We start from the raw sequence: 16,070 nt of genomic DNA, 5'->3' as shown, positions 1-16,070 counted from the left end.
TCCAGCGAAATCCAGACTTCACTTGGAAAATCAATAACAAAGCAGGGAGAAGGCAATGACTGCGCACGCTTACACCTCGGCCACCGACCATGTACTGGCCGAGGTCCGCAACCAGGTCGGCCACCTGACACTGAACCGCCCCGCCGGCCTCAATGCCCTTACCCTGGACATGGTCCGTAGCCTGCGCCACCACCTGGAACAGTGGGCCCGGGACCCGCACGTACGGGCGGTGGTGCTGCGCGGTGCAGGCCCCAAGGGTTTTTGCGCCGGTGGCGATATCCGTTCGCTGCACGACAGCTTCAAGGCCGGCGATACGCTGCATGAGACCTTTTTCGTCGAGGAGTATGCCCTCGACCTGGCCATCCACCGTTACCGCAAACCGGTGCTGGTGCTGATGGACGGCTTCACCCTCGGCGGTGGCATGGGCCTGGCTCAGGGCTGTGACCTGCGTGTGGTGACCGAGCGCAGCCGGCTGGGTATGCCCGAAGTCGGCATTGGCTATTTCCCCGACGTGGGCGGCAGTTATTTTCTGTCGCGCCTCCCTGGCGAGCTGGGCATCTACCTGGGTGTGAGCGGCGCACAGGTGCAGGCCGCCGATGCGCTCTATTGCGGCCTGGCCGACTGGTACCTGGCCAGCGACCAGCTCGCCGCCCTGGACCAAGGCCTGGACCAGCTGAGTTTCGGCGACCACCCGCTCAAGGACCTGCAGGGCCTGCTGGCCAGGCTCGGTAGCCAGGTGCTGGAGGATGCCCCGCTGGAAAAGCTGCGCCCGGTCATCGACCACTTCTTCGCCCTGCCCGACCTGCCAGCCATCGTCGAGCAATTGCGCACGGTCAGCATTGGCGACAGCCACGCCTGGGCCACGGCCACCGCAGATCAGCTGGAAAGCCGCTCGCCGCTGGCCATGGCCGTTACGCTGGAGATGCTGCGCCGGGGCCGCCAACGGGACCTGGAGGCGTGCTTTGCCATGGAGCTGCACCTGGACCGCCAGTGGTTCCAGCATGGCGATATCATCGAAGGCGTACGCGCCCTGATCATCGACAAGGACAAGCAACCGCGCTGGAACCCACCCACCCTGGCTGCACTGCAACGCCAGCGGGTCGACCAATTCTTCGAAGGCCTGTGAGCCCGGGAGTACACCGATGCAAGACCTGGAACTGAGCGAAGAACAGATCATGATCCGCGACATGGCGCGCGATTTTGCCCGTGGCGAAATCGCCCCGCACGCCCAGGCCTGGGAAAAGGCCGGCTGGATCGATGACGACGTGGTACGCAAGATGGGCGAACTGGGCCTGCTGGGCATGGTCGTGCCCGAAGCCTTTGGCGGCAGCTACACCGACTACGTTGCCTATGCCCTGGCGGTAGAGGAAATTTCCGCCGGTTGTGGCGCCACCGGGGCGATGATGAGCATTCACAACTCCGTGGGTTGCGGCCCGCTGCTGGCATATGGCACGGCCGACCAACAGCAGCAATGGCTGCCGCGCCTGGCCACGGGTGAAGTGATCGGCTGCTTCTGCCTGACCGAGCCGCAAGCCGGCTCCGAGGCGCATAACCTGCGGACCCGCGCAGAGTTGGTAGACGGCCAATGGGTAATCAATGGCGCCAAGCAGTTCGTCAGCAATGCCCGGCGTGCCGGCCTGGCGATCGTGTTTGCGGTAACCGACCCGGACCTGGGCAAAAAGGGCCTGTCGGCCTTTCTGGTGCCCACCGACAACCCGGGCTTCAAAGTCGACCGCAGCGAACACAAGATGGGCATCCGCGCCTCTGATACCTGCGCGGTCACGTTCGACAACTGCCGGGTACCGGCCGCCAACCTGCTGGGTGAGCGCGGCAAGGGCCTGGCCATCGCCTTGTCCAACCTTGAAGGGGGCCGGATCGGTATCGCCGCGCAAGCGCTGGGCATCGCCCGTGCGGCATTCGAAGCAGCGCTGGGTTATTCACGGGACCGTGTGCAATTCGGCAAGCCGATCAACGAGCACCAGAGCATCGCCAACCTGTTGGCCGACATGCAGGTGCAGGTCAACGCTGCGCGGCTGCTGATTTTGCATGCTGCGCGCCTGCGCAGCGCCGGCAGGCCGTGCCTGTCAGAGGCATCCCAGGCCAAGCTGTTCGCCTCGGAAATGGCCGAACGGGTGTGCTCGATGGCGATCCAGGTACATGGCGGCTACGGCTACCTGGAAGACTACCCGGTAGAGCGTTACTACCGCGATGCCCGGATCACCCAGATCTACGAAGGGTCGAGCGAAATCCAGCGCATGCTGATTGCGCGGGAGCTGAAGCACTACACGCTTTAGTAGGTCGACGACCGGGCCCTGGCGCCAGGCTCTGCCCACCTAGCGCCAGTAGCGGGCGTCGTCCACCAGCTCGGCGTGCCTTTCGAACAGCGCTGGCAACTGCTCCTTGAGGTAGTCGATCCAGGTACGCACCTTGGCATCCAGGTAGTGCCGTGACGGGTAAATCGCATACAGCGCACTCTCGCGCAGCCGATACGGCGCCAACAGGCGGCACAGCCGCCCCTGCCCGATCGCCTGGCTGGCGGTGTAGAACGGCAACAGGCCTATGCCCATGCCCAACTCGCTGGCCACCAGCATGGCATCGGCAACATTGGTGGAGAAACCGTCCTTCGGTACGATCACACACTGGTCGACCCCCTGCGGGAACACCCAGTCACCTTCGTACATGGGGTACGACATGCGCAGGCAACGATGGCCGTGCAAGTCTTCGGGGCTTTCCGGTACGCCATTGGCTTCCAGGTAGGCCGGGGCCGCGCAGGGGATACTGAAGATATTGCCCAGCGGCACGGCGATCAGCTGCGAATCGGGCAACGCGCCGTCAACGGTAATCACCACATCATGCCCTTCGGCCAGCGGGTCGGGGTTGCGCTGTGACAGGGTCAGCTCGATCACCACCTCCGGGCACAACGCGTTGTAGCCGGCCACCAGCGGCATCAGCAACAGCCCCAGGCCATGGGGACAGTGCAGGCGTAACCGCCCACGCGGCGTCAGGTGCGCACCACGGGCCTCGCCCACCGCTTCTTCGGTCAGCAGCATGATCTGCCGCGCCCGCTCGAGAAACCGCTCGCCGGCCTCGCTCATGCGCAAGCGCCGGGTGGTGCGGTGCAACAGGCGGGTCTGCAACTGGTTTTCCAGCTCCGCCACGATGCGCGAAACCTGTGCCGCAGAGATGTCCAGGGCGTTGGCGGCCGCCGCGAAGCTGCCGCATTCCACCACACGGGCGAAGGTACGCATGGCATGCAGCATGTCCATGAAAGTGAGCTCCTTACTGGGTGTTATTGTTACGTTAAAGGCAGGAATCTATCACGATCTAGCCCATTTATTGTGTAAGGCCTTTGAATACATCATTAGTCATACATTGTAAAAGGAGCCAGCCATGAAACCCTCCCTCGCTGTAATCGCCATTTCCGCTGCCTTGGCTTCGTGCGCAGCCCTCGCCGCCACGGGCAACGATCAGCCAGCCAGTAGCAACTATGCATACGGCATGCACCTGGATGTGGCCAAAGTGATTTCCATCACCCCGCCCAGCAACGTCGGCGACTGCCAGATCGGCACCGCTCACATGGTGTACCTCGACCACCATGACCAGAAGCACGAGATCAGTTACCGGGAGATGAGCAACTGCCCGCAACAGTGACTCAGGCCAGCAGCTGCGTTATCCAGCCTACCTGCTGGTTGAAGTCGTCTATCTTCGCCTGCGGCACTGCGCCCCGGGCCCGCTGGAAATTGGCCAGGGTGTGCTGCTTCTGGCGCAGCATGCGCTGCCATTTACCCAGGAACGCCGCGCTTTTTTCCTGCATCAGCAACGGCCCGAAGTACAGCTGTTGAGCGGTGTACACCGCCCTGCCCGGCTCGGCGACGATGATTTCGTAGTCGAAGCGGTTTTCCCGCAGCAGTTCCTCGTGGACGATCCGGTAGCCATTGCCGGCCAGCCACTGGCGTAGTTCGCGCTCACCGCCGTTGGGCTGCATTACCAGGCGGGTGACACCGGCCAGGCGCTGCGGGCCTGCCTGCAGGATGGCGCACATGGTGTCGCCGCCCATGCCGCACAGGCTGACCACCGTGATACGGTCCTGTGGCTCGATGGCTGCCAAGCCATCGGCCAGGCGCACGGCCACAGAGGCCTCCAGGCCGTTGCGGCTCACCGTGCGTTGGGCCGAGGCGAACGGCACCTGCGCCACCTCACCGGCCACCCCGGCCTCGATCACCCCGCGCAGCATCAACGCCACCGGCAGGAAGCCGTGGTCCGAGCCAATGTCGGCCAGGCGCGCGCCCTGCGGCACATAGGCAGCCACGCGCTCCAGGCGCCGGGACAAAGTCTGTTCGTTCAACGTAAACCTCTGGTCTGGCAATCGGCCGCGATTCTGCCGGTGAACGCCGCGCTTTACAAACGCCGGGGTGCGCTCGACCGGTGCGTTGCGCTCGCGTAGGCTTGCCGCTTCCTTCCGTTGCAAGGCAAACCACACCATGGCTCAAGCAGACATCATCTATACCCCCGACCCGGACGCCGACTCGATTTCTTCCGACGTCGCCGAGTACAACGGCGTGCTGGTCACCACCCAGATCCCAACCCGTGCCGACGGCAGCCTGGAGCTGGGTGGCATCGTCGCGCAAAGCGAGTGCACCCTGCAGGCCTTGAAAGTGGCGCTGGAAAAAGCCGGCAGCGGCATGGACCGCGTACTGCACCTGACCATCTACTTGACCGACATGGCCGACCGCGCGGCATTCAACGAAGTGTACCAGCGCTTCTTCAGCAAACCCTGGCCGGTACGTGCCGCCGTTGGCGTGGCCGCCCTGGCGTTCGACGGCATGCGCGTCGAAGTGACGGCGATGGCCGCCAAGCGCTGACCGACCGTCGTTGCCGCCCCCTCGCACCCTGGCTGCACACCTTCGGGCAGCCCAAGGGTGCCGCCAGCCCGTTTCGCCGCTACAATGCGCGCCTAACCCGTGACAGCCCGAAAATACAACGACATGTCCCTTCCAAAGAACCAGCTGGAACTGCTCAGCCCTGCGCGTGACGTGGCCATCGCCCGTGAGGCGATCCTGCACGGCGCTGATGCCATCTACATCGGCGGCCCAAGCTTCGGCGCGCGCCACAATGCCTGCAACGAAGTCAGCGACATTGCCGAACTGGTCGAGTTCGCCCATCGGTACCATGCGCGCGTGTTCACCACCATCAACACCATCCTCCACGACAACGAGCTGGAGCCGGCGCGCAAGCTGATCCACCAGTTGCATGACGCCGGTGTCGATGCACTGATCGTGCAGGACCTGGGGGTGATGGAGCTGGATATCCCGCCGATCGAGCTGCACGCCAGCACCCAGACCGACATTCGCACCCTGGAGCGGGCGAAATTCCTCGACCAGGCCGGTTTCTCGCAACTGGTGCTGGCCCGCGAGCTGAATTTGCAGCAAATCCGCAGCATCGCCGCCGAAACCGACGCGGCCATCGAGTTCTTCATCCATGGTGCACTGTGCGTGGCATTTTCCGGCCAGTGCAACATCTCCCACGCGCAAACCGGGCGCAGCGCCAACCGTGGCGACTGCTCGCAGGCCTGCCGCCTGCCCTACACCCTGAAGGATGACCAGGGCCGCGTGGTCGCGTTCGAGAAACACCTGCTGTCGATGAAAGACAACAACCAGACCGCCAACCTGGCCGACCTGGTCGATGCCGGCGTGCGCTCGTTCAAGATCGAAGGGCGTTACAAGGACATGGGCTATGTGAAGAACATCACGGCCCACTACCGCAAGGAACTGGATGCCATCCTGGAGGGCCGCCCGCACTATGCCCGCGCTTCCAGCGGGCGCACCGAGCACTTCTTCCTGCCCGACCCGGACAAGACCTTCCACCGCGGCAGCACCGACTACTTCGTCACCGACCGCAAGGTCGATATCGGCGCGTTCGACTCGCCAACCTTCACCGGCCTGCCGGTGGGCGTGGTGGAAAAGGTCGGCAAGCGCGACCTGCACGTGGTGACCGACGTGCCGTTGACCAACGGCGACGGCCTGAATGTGCTGGTCAAACGCGAAGTGCTGGGTTTTCGCGCCAACATCGCCGAGCCCCGTGGCGAGTTTGAAGAAGACGGCCAAACACGCTACCGCTATCGCGTCGAGCCCAATGAAATGCCCGAAGGGTTGCACAAGCTGCGCCCCAACCACCCGTTGTCGCGCAACCTGGACCACAACTGGCAACAGGCCCTGCAGCGCACGTCCTCCGAACGCCGGGTGGGCATGGAGTGGCACGCGGTGCTGCGCGAGCAACGCCTGCTGCTGACCCTGAGCAGCGAGGAAGGGGTCAGTGTGCAGGTAGCCCTGGAGGGCCCGTTCGGCGTCGCCAACAAGCCCCAGCAGGCACTGGAGCAACTGCACGACCTGCTCGGCCAGCTGGGTACCACTATGTACCACGCCGACCGTATCGAGCTGGACGCCCCGCAGGCGTACTTCATCCCCAACTCGCAGCTCAAGGCCCTGCGCCGCGAGGCCATCGAGGCACTGACCGCCGCGCGGGTACAGGCTCACCCACGCGGCGCGCGCAAGGCCGAGACCACGCCGCCGCCGGTGTACCCCGAGTCGCACCTTTCGTTCCTGGCCAACGTGTACAACCAGAAGGCTCGCGACTTCTACCACCGCCATGGCGTGCAACTGATCGACGCCGCCTACGAGGCCCATGAAGAGCACGGCGAGGTGCCGGTGATGATCACCAAGCACTGCCTGCGTTTCAGCTTCAACCTGTGCCCCAAGCAGGCCAAGGGTGTCACCGGCGTACGCACCAAGGTCGCGCCCATGCAGCTGATTCAGGGCGACGAGGTACTGACGCTGAAGTTCGACTGCAAGCCGTGCGAGATGCATGTGATCGGCAAGATGAAGAGCCATATCATCGACCTGCCGACACCGGGCAGCGCGGTTGCACAAGTGGTTGGGCACATCAGCCCCGAAGACCTGCTCAAGACCATCCCGCGCGGGCCCCATTGAGGGGTTCGGCCCTGGGTGATGTTCGCCCAGGTGCCGTGGTGTAACGCTCAGCGTATCTGGTGCTTGTGCAACAAGCGGTAGAACGTCGGCCGCGAAACCCCCAGCACCTTGGCAGCCATGCTCAGGTTGTCACTGTGCCGGTTGAGCACATCGCACAAGGCCTGGCGCTCGGCGCGATGCTTGTATTCTTCCAGGGTGCCTAACGGCTGCTGTTCCTGGTCGTGCAACTGCAAGCCCAGGTCCTGCGCCTCGATCTGCCGCCCTTCGGCCAGCACCAGCCCGCGGCGTACGCGGTTGGCCAGCTCGCGAACGTTCCCCGGCCAGTCATGGTGGCCCATGGCTGCCAAGGCGTGTTCACTGAAGGAACGCGGCCGGCGCCCGGTTTCCAGGCTGTAGAAATGGGCAAAATGGTTGGCCAGCATGGACAAGTCGCCGTGCCGGTCGCGCAGCGGTGCTGTCACCACCTGCAATACGTTCAGGCGGTAATACAGGTCTTCGCGAAAACGCCCCTGCTCGATGGCCCGTTCCAGGTCCACGTGGGTCGCCGCCAACACCCGCACATCCACCGGTATTGGCTGGCTGCCGCCTACCCGCTCGATGTGCTTCTCCTGCAAAAAGCGCAGCAGGTTGGCCTGGAGTTCCAGCGGCAAGTCGCCAATTTCGTCCAGGAACAAGGTGCCGCCGTGGGCCGCTTCGATACGCCCGACCTTGCGCTGGTGCGCCCCGGTAAAAGCCCCTTTCTCGTGGCCGAACAATTCGGACTGGATCAAATGCTCAGGGATGGCGCCACAGTTGATGGCGATGAACGGCTGATCACTGCGCTGCGACTGGCGGTGCAGCGTGCGCGCCACCAGCTCCTTGCCAGTGCCGCTTTCACCGCGGATGAGCACAGGTGATTCGGTAGGCGCCAGTTTGCCCAGCAGCTTGCGCAGTTCGCGAATCGGCCGGCTGTCACCGAGCAACTCGTCGTTCGCTTCATCGACCTTGACCGCACCCTTGCCGCGCAGGCGCGCCATGCCGAACGCCCGGCCCAGGGTAACCTGCACGCGCGAGACGTCGAACGGCAAGGTGTGGAAGTCGAAAAACCACTCACACACAAAGTCACCGAAGGCTGGCATGCGCAGTTGGTCGGCGCTCAGCACGGCGATCCACTCGGTGTTGCTGCGCTTGATCATGTCCTTGACCGCGTCCGGGTGCCGCAGGTGCGCGGCCTGCAAGCGCAGCAGGCCCACATCGCAGGGGTGGTCCAGTGCGGCGGCGAGCATGCAGCTGTCGACATCCCAGCCGGCGTTGCGCAGGCCCGGCAATAGGCGGTGGCAATCGTCGCAGGGGTCGACGATCAGCAAACGGCGTTGCGCGGCAGGCTGTTGCATGACCGATCCTTGGCGCCATTGTTTGATTTTTTTAAAGTAAAACAGCAAGTTGTGGCGCCCGTTTAACAGTAGCAACGAAGTTGACACTGCCCAGTACCGTCCGTCTGCCGACGCATTTTTTTACAAACGCCCACGGGAATTTTCGCACTTTAACGACATCACATGGCGGCGCAGGGAATAACGGAGATAGCCCTGGCAAAAAATTTATTCGCAATGTGTGACTTGCTACCGCACAGCGAGCATCAGTACACATAACCCCGCGCTGCACTTCGCGCACCTGAGGCGACTTTTAAGCAACGCGGACTTACTTCGCTGTTTGGGACCATAGAGAGACCGAACCATGAATGCCCCGCTCCGTGTCAACGAAGCACTGCTGATTGCCGACCACGCCTTCGAACCCTTCCAGTGCGTAGCCTGGGATGCCCCCAATGGCACTGGTGAACTCAGCCTGGCAGTGATCGACCGGACCAACACCCGCATTGGCGCCAAGCAGGTGTCTTCGCGCATCTACTCCGACCCCGCGCAGTGGGCCAGCCTGATCGAGGAAGTGCGCGCCGAATTGTGCGAAAAAGGTTACGACCTGCAACCTTGGTCGATGCCGAAATAATACCGGCGTTTATAACAAGTGCGTGCAGCGCCATGCACTTGTGCAACTTTCATCGTGCAGGCCTGACAACTTTGTCACTTGCGACATTGTGCCGCAGTGCCCCTGTTCAATACGCCAGCTTGAAGTGGTGCAAGTGCTGATAATCCGCCTGCAATTGCTCGGCCAGGCGCTGGGCACGCCCTAGCCGTACCGGTGCCAGTTCCATGTCCACCAACAGCGTGGCACAAGGCATGGGTTGGACCGTGTTGCTGTGCTGCACGCGCCCATCGGTAAACACCAGGCAGCGCAGCACTTCTTGCGGGTGTGCCCGCTGGCGTGCCTGCAGCCAATGCCGGGCCTGCTCCAGGGCTGCGAACAGTGGCGTGCCCCCGCCAGCCCCCAACGCCTGTAGCCATGGCTGCAAGGCCGCCGACGCCTTGAGGCCATGGCGCTGCCACTGCGGCGTGCGCCCGCTGGCCGTGAGCAGCGCCAGGCGAGCACGCTGGCGATAAGCCTGATCGAACAGTGCTGCCAACACCCCCTTGGTCTGCGCCAAGGCCTGGTGGCGGCGGGTTGAGGCCGACGCATCGACGATCACCAACCACAGTTCGGCAGGCCTGGCCCGGCGTTGCTGCCAGCACAGGTCCTGGCGTTGGCGTGGGCGCCCCTTGAGCAAAGTCGGCAGCCAGGCGACCCTACCTGCCAACGCGTCGCGTGCGCGCCCTCGGCTGGCACCGTGCTGCTTGCCTGCACCCGCCTTGGCATCCCCCCCTATGGCGTGTGGCTGGGGGGGGCTCAGGGCTTTTTTGCCCAGTTTGGCACCTCGCGACGGGCGCCACTGGCCACCGGCTGCGCGGGCAATGCACCCCAATCGCCCTGCCCGCCTTGTTCACCAGGGTTGCTGCCGGCCGGCTGTTCGGCCTGTTGCGGGGGGGCTGGCGGATTGGCCTGTGGCGCCACCCGGCGGCGATGGCGCAAGGCAAATTCGGCTACGGCCTCCACGTCGGTTTCTTCAATGGCTGCACCACCGCGCCAGGCACAGTGGGCGCGCGCCGCGCGCAGCCAGACCAGGTCGGCGCGCACGCCATCCACGCCAGCAGCAAAACAGCGCTCGGTGATCCAGGCCAGTGCCTGGTCGTCCAGCGCAATGCCCGCCAGCACATGGCGCGCCGCCTGGCAGCGCTCGCGCAACTGCGCCTGCGCCTGCGCCCATTGCGCGCAAAAAGCCTGCGGGTCATGGTCGAAGGCCAGGCGCCGACGGATGATCTGCTGCCGGGCCGCAGGTTCGGGCAAACCTTGCAGGGCCACATTAAGGCCGAACCGGTCGAGCAACTGCGGGCGCAGTTCGCCTTCTTCCGGGTTCATGGTGCCGATCAGCACGAAGCGGGCGCTGTGGCGGTGCGAGATGCCGTCGCGCTCGACGCGGTTGGTACCGCTGGCGGCCACGTCAAGCAACAGGTCGACCAGGGTATCTGGCAGCAGGTTGACTTCATCCACATACAGCACGCCGCCATCGGCCTGGGCCAGCACCCCTGGGGAGAACTGAGCCTTGCCTTGGCCAAGCGCGGCGTCGAGGTCCAGAGTACCGACCAACCGTTCCTCACTGGCACCCAGCGGCAGGGTCACGAACGGGCCCTCACCCAGCAGGTCGGCCAGGCCACGGGCCAAGGTGCTCTTGGCCATGCCGCGCGGGCCTTCGATCAGCACGCCGCCGATTTTCGGGTCGATGGCCGTCAGGCACAGGGCCAGCTTCAGGTCCTCGGCACCCACCACGGCCGCCAGCGGAAATTGTACGGGTTCACTCATGTCAAGCCTGTTCCTCGCCGTCGAGCAGTTGCTCCTCAAGCGCTTCGCGGTAGTCACCAGGCGCTTGCCACAGGCCACGTTGCTGGGCCTCCAGCAGGCGCTCGGTAAGGTCACGCAAGGCCTCGGGGTTGTGCTCGCGCATGAAGTCGCGGGTGGCCGGGTCGAGCACATAGGCGTCGGCCAGCCCCTGGTAATGATGGTCGTCGATCAGGTGCGTGGTGGCGTCGAAGGCAAACAGGTTGTCCACCGTCGCCGCCATCTCGAAGGCGCCTTTGTAGCCATGTCGCTTGACCCCATCGATCCATTTGGGGTTCAACGCACGGGCGCGGATCACCCGGTTCAGCTCTTCTTTCAAGGTGCGGATGCGCGGCCGGTCCACCTGGCTGTGGTCACCGTGGTAACTGGCCACGCCGGCCCCGCCCAGGGTTTCCGAAGCCGCCAGCATGCCACCCTGGAACTGGTAGTAGTCGTTGGAATCGAGCAGGTCGTGCTCGTGGTTGTCCTGGTTTTGCAACACCGCCTGGACCTTGGCCAGGCGCTGGGCGAACTGGGCGCGGGCCGGGGTGCCGTCATCGCTGCCGCCGTAGGCATAGCCGCCATGGTTGAGGTAGACCTCGGCCAGGTCTTCGCGGCTGTGCCACAGGCGGCCGTCGATGGCGTTCTGCACCCCGGCACCGTAGGCGCCGGGTTTGGCCCCGAAGACCCGCCAGCCTGCCTCCCGAGCGGCCTGTTCGGCGCTTGCACCCTGGCCCTGCAGCGCAGCGCGCTCGGTGCGTACTCGGGCAGCCAGGGGGTTGAGGTCGTCGGGCTCGTCCAGCGCCGCCACCGCTTGCACCGCGGCATCGAACAGGCGGATCAGGTTGCCGAAGGCATCGCGGAAGAACCCGGAAACGCGCAAGGTCACGTCCACCCGTGGGCGGTCGAGCAAACTCAGCGGCAAGATCTCGAAGTCATCGACCCGTTGGCTACCGCTGGCCCACACCGGCCGTACGCCCATCAGTGCCATGGCCTGGGCGATGTCGTCGCCGCCGGTACGCATGGTAGCGGTACCCCACACTGAAAGGCCCAACTGGCGCAGGTGGTCGCCATGGTCCTGCAGGTGGCGTTCAAGAATCAGGTTGGCCGAGGCGAAGCCCAGGCGCCAGGCCGTGGTGGTAGGCAGGTTGCGCACGTCCACGGTATAGAAGTTACGGCCGGTGGGCAGCACATCGAGGCGGCCACGGCTGGGCGCGCCACTGGGCCCTGCCGGCACGAAGCGCCCGGCCAGCGCTGCCAGCAAGCCCTGCATTTCTGCGCTGCCGCAGGCATCCAGGCCCGGCGCCACCTCCATGCACAGGGCTTGCAGCACCGCATGCACGGGGTGCCATGCGGGGCTGTCAGGTAGCTGTGCACTGCCGGCCAGCGCCTGCTCGATCAGTTGCAGCGCCAATAGCTCCAGGCGCTCCCGCGTATCGCCACAGGTGCGCCATGCCTCGCTGGTTACCGCTTGCAACGGCTCGGGGCGGGCGCCCTGCCACGGCTGGCCGAGTTCGCAATCCAGTGGGTCGAAGCCGGGCACCAGCGCCTTGGCCAAGGTGCGTAGCAAGCTGGCATTGCCGCCTCGGCCATCGCCGCGCTCGACCCTGAGCAACGCCAGCAGCGTATCCAGCCGCAGGCGCCCGGCAGGCGATTGGCCAAACACATGCAGGCCGTCGCGGATCTGCGACTCCTTGAGGTCGCACAGGTAAGTGTCCATGCGCGGCAGCCACACGGCAGCATCGTCCAGCTGCCCCTCCAGCTGCAGCTCGCGGTCGATATGGTTGACCTTGACCAGTTCGAGGATGTCGCGCTGCAACTCGCGCGCCCGCCGAGGGTCGAGCAGTTGCGCCTCATAGAATTCGTCGGCCAGTTGCTCCAGGTGGCGCAACGGCCCGTAAGTCTCGGCACGGGTCAGCGGTGGCATGAGGTGATCGATGATCACCGCCTGGGTACGGCGCTTGGCCTGGGCGCCCTCACCGGGGTCGTTGACGATGAACGGGTAGATGTTCGGCAGCGGGCCGAGCAAGGCGTCCGGCCAGCACTGCGCCGACAGCCCTACGCCCTTGCCTGGTAGCCATTCGAGGTTGCCGTGCTTGCCGACGTGTATCACCGCGTCGGCAGCGAAGGCATGGCGCAGCCAGAAGTGAAACGCCAGGTAACCATGTGGCGGCACCAGGTCGGGGTCGTGGTAGACCGCGCTGGGGTCCACCTGGTAGCCACGTGCCGGCTGGATGCCGACAAAGGTCAGGCCAAACCGCAGGCCGGCGACCATCAGCCGGCCACTGCGGAACATCGGGTCCTGCTGGGGTGGCCCCCACCGTTCCAGCACCGCCTGGCGGTTGGCTTCGGGCAGGCGCGCGAACGCAGCCTGGTAGTCGGCCAGGCTCAAGCTCTGGGCGCAAGGGCGCTGGTCGAGGTTGTCAAGGTCGTTGGTCACGCCACCGAGCAACTGCTGGATCAGCTGCGTGCCACTGCCCGGCAGGTCGGCCACCGGGTAGCCTTCGGCTTGCAATGCCTTGAGGATGTTCAGGGCCGCAGCGGGCGTATCCAGGCCAACACCGTTGCCAATACGGCCATCCCGGGTCGGGTAGTTGGCCAGCACCAGGGCCACGCGCTTCTGCCCATTGGGCAGGCGCGCCAGCTCGACCCAACGGCGCGCCAGCTCGGCGACGAAGTCCATGCGTTCGGGGTGGGCGCGGTAGCACACCACGTCCGACTGGCTGCGCTCGCTGCGCCAGGCCATGTCCTTGAAACTGACCGGCCGGGTGATGATGCGCCCGTCCAGTTCGGGCAAGGCTATGTGCATGGCCAGGTCGCGCGCACCCAGGCCCTGTTCGCTGGCTTCCCAGCCGGGCTGGTTGTCCTGCGCGCAAATGGCCTGCAACACCGGGATATCACGGCGGAACGGGCGCAGGTTGGGGCGTTCGGGGCTGGAGAGGGCAAAACCGGTGGTGTTGACCAGCACCTCGGCGCCGACCTCGTCCAGCCAGGCTTCGACCTGCTCCAGGCAGGCGCTTTCCTTCAGGCTGGCCACGGCGATCGGCAATGGATTCAGACCGGCCGCCTGCAGGCGCTGGCAGAACACGTCGATGAACGCGGTGTTGGCCGCTTGCAGGTGCGAGCGGTAGAACAGCAGCGGCGCTACCGGGTGTTCGGGGTGCCACTGCGGGTACCAGTCTTCCAGCGCCGCGCTGCCCTTTTGTGGGTGGTACACCGCCGTGCGCGGCAACGGCTGCGGCTCGTCCCAGGCATAGTCGCGGCCCAGCCACTGGCTGGCCAGGCAGTTGAACAGGTTGATGGCGTTGGCCTTGCCGCCTTGGCGCAGGTAGTGCCACAGGCGTTCGGCCTGCGCGCCGGTGACGTTGCCCAGGCTGGTCAGTTCCGGGTCCGGGCGGTCGTCGCCCGGCACCAGGATCAGCTGCACGCCACGGGCTGCCAGTTCGACCAGTTGTTCTACGCCATAGCGCCAATAACCGACGCCACCGTGCAGCGACACCAGGATGACCTTGGCATGGCGCAGCACCTGGTCAACGTACAGGTCAACCGAGGCGTGGTTCTGCACCTGCATCGGGTTGGCCAGGCGCAGGCTGGGGAAGCCTGCGGGCAATTGCTCGGCCGTGTCGGCCAGCAATGCCAGGTGAGAATCGCCGCTGCAGAGTATCACCAGTTCGGCGGGTGTCTGGCCAAGGTCGGCGATGCTGTCATCCGGCACAAAGCCGCCGGGCTGGGTCCGCAGCAGGTGCATGGGTCAGGCGCCCAAGGCCTGGCGCAGGCGCGCTTCCAGCTGGGCCGCATCAAGGTCCTGGCCGATCAGCACCAGGCGGGTGATGCGCGGCTCGTCGGCACGCCAGGCACGATCGAAGTGCTTGTCGAAACGGGTACCCACGCCTTGCACCAGCAGGCGCATCGGCTTGCCCGGGATGGCAGCGAAGCCTTTGGCACGCAGGATGCCGAACTCCACCACCAGCTGGGTCAGGGCGTCGAGCAGCAGGCTTTCGTCGGCTTCCGGCAGGTCGATGGAGATGGAGTCGAAGGCGTCGTGGTCATGATCGTCATGGTCGTCGCCGTCGTGGTGCGAGTCGTGGTGGGTACGGCGGCCATCGATGTGCGCCTCGGACTCGGCGCCCACGCCCAGCAGCACTTCCAGTGGCAGCTTGCCGCTGCTGGCTTCGACCACTTTCACCGCCGGCGGCAGTTCTTCGGCGACTTCGGCACGCACCTTGGCCAGGCCTTCGGCGTTGATCAAGTCAGCCTTGTTCAATACCACCAGGTCAGCGCTGGCGAGCTGGTCGGCGAACAGCTCATGCAGGGGCGACTCGTGGTCCAGGTTGGGGTCCAGCTTGCGCTGCGCATCGACCTGGTCCGGGTAGGCGGCAAAGGTGCCGGCAGCCACCGCCGGGCTGTCGACCACGGTGATCACGGCGTCGACGGTGCAGGCGTTGCGGATTTCCGGCCACTGGAAGGCTTGCACCAGCGGTTTGGGCAGGGCCAGGCCGCTAGTCTCGATCAGGATGTGGTCCAGGTCGCCACGGCGTGCCACCAGCTCGCGCATCACCGGGAAGAATTCTTCCTGCACGGTGCAGCACAAGCAGCCGTTGGCCAGCTCGTAAACGCGGCCGGTGGCCTCCTCTTCAGTGCAACCGATGCTGCATTGCTTGAGGATTTCGCCATCGATGCCCAGTTCGCCGAACTCGTTGACGATGACCGCGATGCGGCGGCCCTGGGCGTTGTCGAGCATGTGGCGCAGCAACGTGGTCTTGCCCGAGCCGAGAAAGCCGGTAACGATGGTAACGGGGAGCTTGGCCAGTGTTTTCATGTCGCAGTGCCCTTGGCAGTATGGCGCGGGCATGCAGGACGACAGCCACCGGCCAGGCCGGCCGGGCTTGTTCGCCACCGGATCACCCCGCCCGGTTGAAAGTCGAAAACGTGATGAGGCAGGTCTCCTGGCTTGCACCGTTCCAGTTGCCTGCCACGGCAGCAGTCTGGCGGGATGACGCCTTCCCGCGCGTTGGCGCAGTGGCTGTGTCGATCCGTTGTCGGTGCTTACAGTTGCGGGGGCAGCCGCGGCTTGTACCGCGTTCCCGTCTTAGCTTCGGCCTGGCCGAAGAACCTCGAAGTGGCAAGGCTACGCAGTGGTTGGCGGGTGGTCAACCGTTGGCTCGCCTCGATTCTTTCAGCGCCTGTGAGATCGAGCGCCGCCCGCGCGGCGCATCGCGAGCTGCGCTCGCTCCTTGTATGTTGTGACTGGCCTGGCGGGAGAAGTTATTCTCGTCAGGCTGAAGAAGCACTTCCGGGGAGGCC

At 65.1% G+C, this 16,070-nt stretch carries 13 protein-coding genes and 1 riboswitch; of the genes, 6 read left to right on the top strand and 7 right to left on the bottom strand.

All coding sequences use genetic code 11. The features are described from left to right. Window positions 1-55 precede the first annotated feature (55 nt). Together DMX12_RS24105 and DMX12_RS24100 are read left to right on the top strand one after the other, a co-directional pair. Entirely contained in the window at window positions 56-1,126 is a 1,071-nt protein-coding gene (locus DMX12_RS24105) for an enoyl-CoA hydratase/isomerase family protein (protein ID WP_047149723.1), read from the top strand. Window positions 1,127-1,142: 16 nt separating this feature from the next. Beyond that, window positions 1,143-2,294, top strand: coding sequence for an acyl-CoA dehydrogenase family protein (locus DMX12_RS24100; RefSeq protein ID WP_054913468.1), 1,152 nt, complete (start codon window positions 1,143-1,145; stop codon window positions 2,292-2,294). A 39-nt stretch (window positions 2,295-2,333) separates the two neighbouring features. On the opposite strand, the gene DMX12_RS24095 is transcribed toward DMX12_RS24100, so the two are convergent. Next, the gene (locus DMX12_RS24095) at window positions 2,334-3,266 is read right to left on the bottom strand and encodes a LysR family transcriptional regulator (protein WP_009686710.1); all 933 of its coding nucleotides are present in this window, start codon (window positions 3,264-3,266) and stop codon (window positions 2,334-2,336) included. 124 nt (window positions 3,267-3,390) lie between these two features. Here DMX12_RS24095 and DMX12_RS24090 point away from each other — a divergent pair, with 124 nt between their 5' ends. Further along, the gene (locus tag DMX12_RS24090) at window positions 3,391-3,651 is read left to right on the top strand and encodes a DUF2790 domain-containing protein (protein WP_110679644.1); all 261 of its coding nucleotides are present in this window, start codon (window positions 3,391-3,393) and stop codon (window positions 3,649-3,651) included. A 1-nt stretch (window position 3,652) separates the two neighbouring features. Here the strand turns inward: DMX12_RS24090 and DMX12_RS24085 are convergent, their stop codons facing one another. After that, window positions 3,653-4,345 (bottom strand): tRNA (adenine(22)-N(1))-methyltransferase TrmK, encoded by a 693-nt coding sequence (locus tag DMX12_RS24085; RefSeq protein ID WP_029887228.1) that lies wholly within the window; start codon window positions 4,343-4,345, stop codon window positions 3,653-3,655. Between the two features lie 136 nt (window positions 4,346-4,481). On the opposite strand from DMX12_RS24085, the gene DMX12_RS24080 reads away from it, so the two are divergent. Together DMX12_RS24080 and DMX12_RS24075 are read left to right on the top strand one after the other, a co-directional pair. Next, on the top strand, window positions 4,482-4,862 hold the full coding sequence (locus DMX12_RS24080) for a RidA family protein (protein ID WP_054913469.1): 381 nt from the start codon (window positions 4,482-4,484) through the stop codon (window positions 4,860-4,862). A gap of 123 nt (window positions 4,863-4,985) precedes the next feature. Next, window positions 4,986-6,986, top strand: a complete 2,001-nt coding sequence (locus DMX12_RS24075; RefSeq protein ID WP_110679643.1) for a U32 family peptidase — start codon at window positions 4,986-4,988, stop codon at window positions 6,984-6,986. 47 nt (window positions 6,987-7,033) lie between these two features. Here DMX12_RS24075 and DMX12_RS24070 read toward each other — a convergent pair whose 3' ends face one another. Next, window positions 7,034-8,359 (bottom strand): sigma-54 dependent transcriptional regulator, encoded by a 1,326-nt coding sequence (locus tag DMX12_RS24070; protein WP_054913470.1) that lies wholly within the window; start codon window positions 8,357-8,359, stop codon window positions 7,034-7,036. A 340-nt stretch (window positions 8,360-8,699) separates the two neighbouring features. Here DMX12_RS24070 and DMX12_RS24065 point away from each other — a divergent pair, with 340 nt between their 5' ends. Continuing rightward, window positions 8,700-8,966, top strand: a complete 267-nt coding sequence (locus tag DMX12_RS24065) for a hypothetical protein (protein WP_009686703.1) — start codon at window positions 8,700-8,702, stop codon at window positions 8,964-8,966. A gap of 106 nt (window positions 8,967-9,072) precedes the next feature. Here the strand turns inward: DMX12_RS24065 and DMX12_RS24060 are convergent, their stop codons facing one another. The 4 genes from DMX12_RS24060 to cobW form a co-directional block, all read right to left on the bottom strand. Continuing rightward, window positions 9,073-9,651, bottom strand: coding sequence for a VWA domain-containing protein (locus DMX12_RS24060; RefSeq protein ID WP_110679661.1), 579 nt, complete (start codon window positions 9,649-9,651; stop codon window positions 9,073-9,075). An 89-nt stretch (window positions 9,652-9,740) separates the two neighbouring features. After that, window positions 9,741-10,751 (bottom strand): ATP-binding protein, encoded by a 1,011-nt coding sequence (locus tag DMX12_RS24055; protein WP_110679642.1) that lies wholly within the window; start codon window positions 10,749-10,751, stop codon window positions 9,741-9,743. 1 nt (window position 10,752) lies between these two features. Continuing rightward, window positions 10,753-14,514: a cobaltochelatase subunit CobN gene (gene cobN, locus DMX12_RS24050; protein ID WP_110679641.1), complete on the bottom strand. Its 3,762-nt coding sequence runs from the start codon at window positions 14,512-14,514 to the stop codon at window positions 10,753-10,755. A 3-nt stretch (window positions 14,515-14,517) separates the two neighbouring features. Then, on the bottom strand, window positions 14,518-15,585 hold the full coding sequence (cobW, locus tag DMX12_RS24045; protein ID WP_110679640.1) for a cobalamin biosynthesis protein CobW: 1,068 nt from the start codon (window positions 15,583-15,585) through the stop codon (window positions 14,518-14,520). 99 nt (window positions 15,586-15,684) lie between these two features. Continuing rightward, window positions 15,685-15,898, bottom strand: a riboswitch (cobalamin riboswitch). Between the last annotated feature and the right edge of the window lie 172 nt (window positions 15,899-16,070).

Origin of the sequence: Pseudomonas sp. MB-090624, assembly GCF_003205245.1 — a bacterium.
GTDB classification, from domain to species: Bacteria; Pseudomonadota; Gammaproteobacteria; order Pseudomonadales; family Pseudomonadaceae; genus Aquipseudomonas; species Aquipseudomonas juntendi.
The sequence above is the reverse complement of the archived record's forward strand: the minus strand, read 5'-3'. Positions and strand labels throughout refer to the sequence as shown.

Coding starts and splice junctions, on each gene's coding strand:
- DMX12_RS24105 (WP_047149723.1), top strand. CDS start 56: ATGACTGCGCACGCTTACACCTCGGCCACCGACCATGTACTGGCCGAG.
- DMX12_RS24100 (WP_054913468.1), top strand. CDS start 1,143: ATGCAAGACCTGGAACTGAGCGAAGAACAGATCATGATCCGCGACATG.
- DMX12_RS24095 (WP_009686710.1), bottom strand. CDS start 3,266: ATGGACATGCTGCATGCCATGCGTACCTTCGCCCGTGTGGTGGAATGC.
- DMX12_RS24090 (WP_110679644.1), top strand. CDS start 3,391: ATGAAACCCTCCCTCGCTGTAATCGCCATTTCCGCTGCCTTGGCTTCG.
- DMX12_RS24080 (WP_054913469.1), top strand. CDS start 4,482: ATGGCTCAAGCAGACATCATCTATACCCCCGACCCGGACGCCGACTCG.
- DMX12_RS24075 (WP_110679643.1), top strand. CDS start 4,986: ATGTCCCTTCCAAAGAACCAGCTGGAACTGCTCAGCCCTGCGCGTGAC.
- DMX12_RS24070 (WP_054913470.1), bottom strand. CDS start 8,359: ATGCAACAGCCTGCCGCGCAACGCCGTTTGCTGATCGTCGACCCCTGC.
- DMX12_RS24065 (WP_009686703.1), top strand. CDS start 8,700: ATGAATGCCCCGCTCCGTGTCAACGAAGCACTGCTGATTGCCGACCAC.
- DMX12_RS24055 (WP_110679642.1), bottom strand. CDS start 10,751: ATGAGTGAACCCGTACAATTTCCGCTGGCGGCCGTGGTGGGTGCCGAG.
- cobN (WP_110679641.1), bottom strand. CDS start 14,514: ATGCACCTGCTGCGGACCCAGCCCGGCGGCTTTGTGCCGGATGACAGC.
- cobW (WP_110679640.1), bottom strand. CDS start 15,585: ATGAAAACACTGGCCAAGCTCCCCGTTACCATCGTTACCGGCTTTCTC.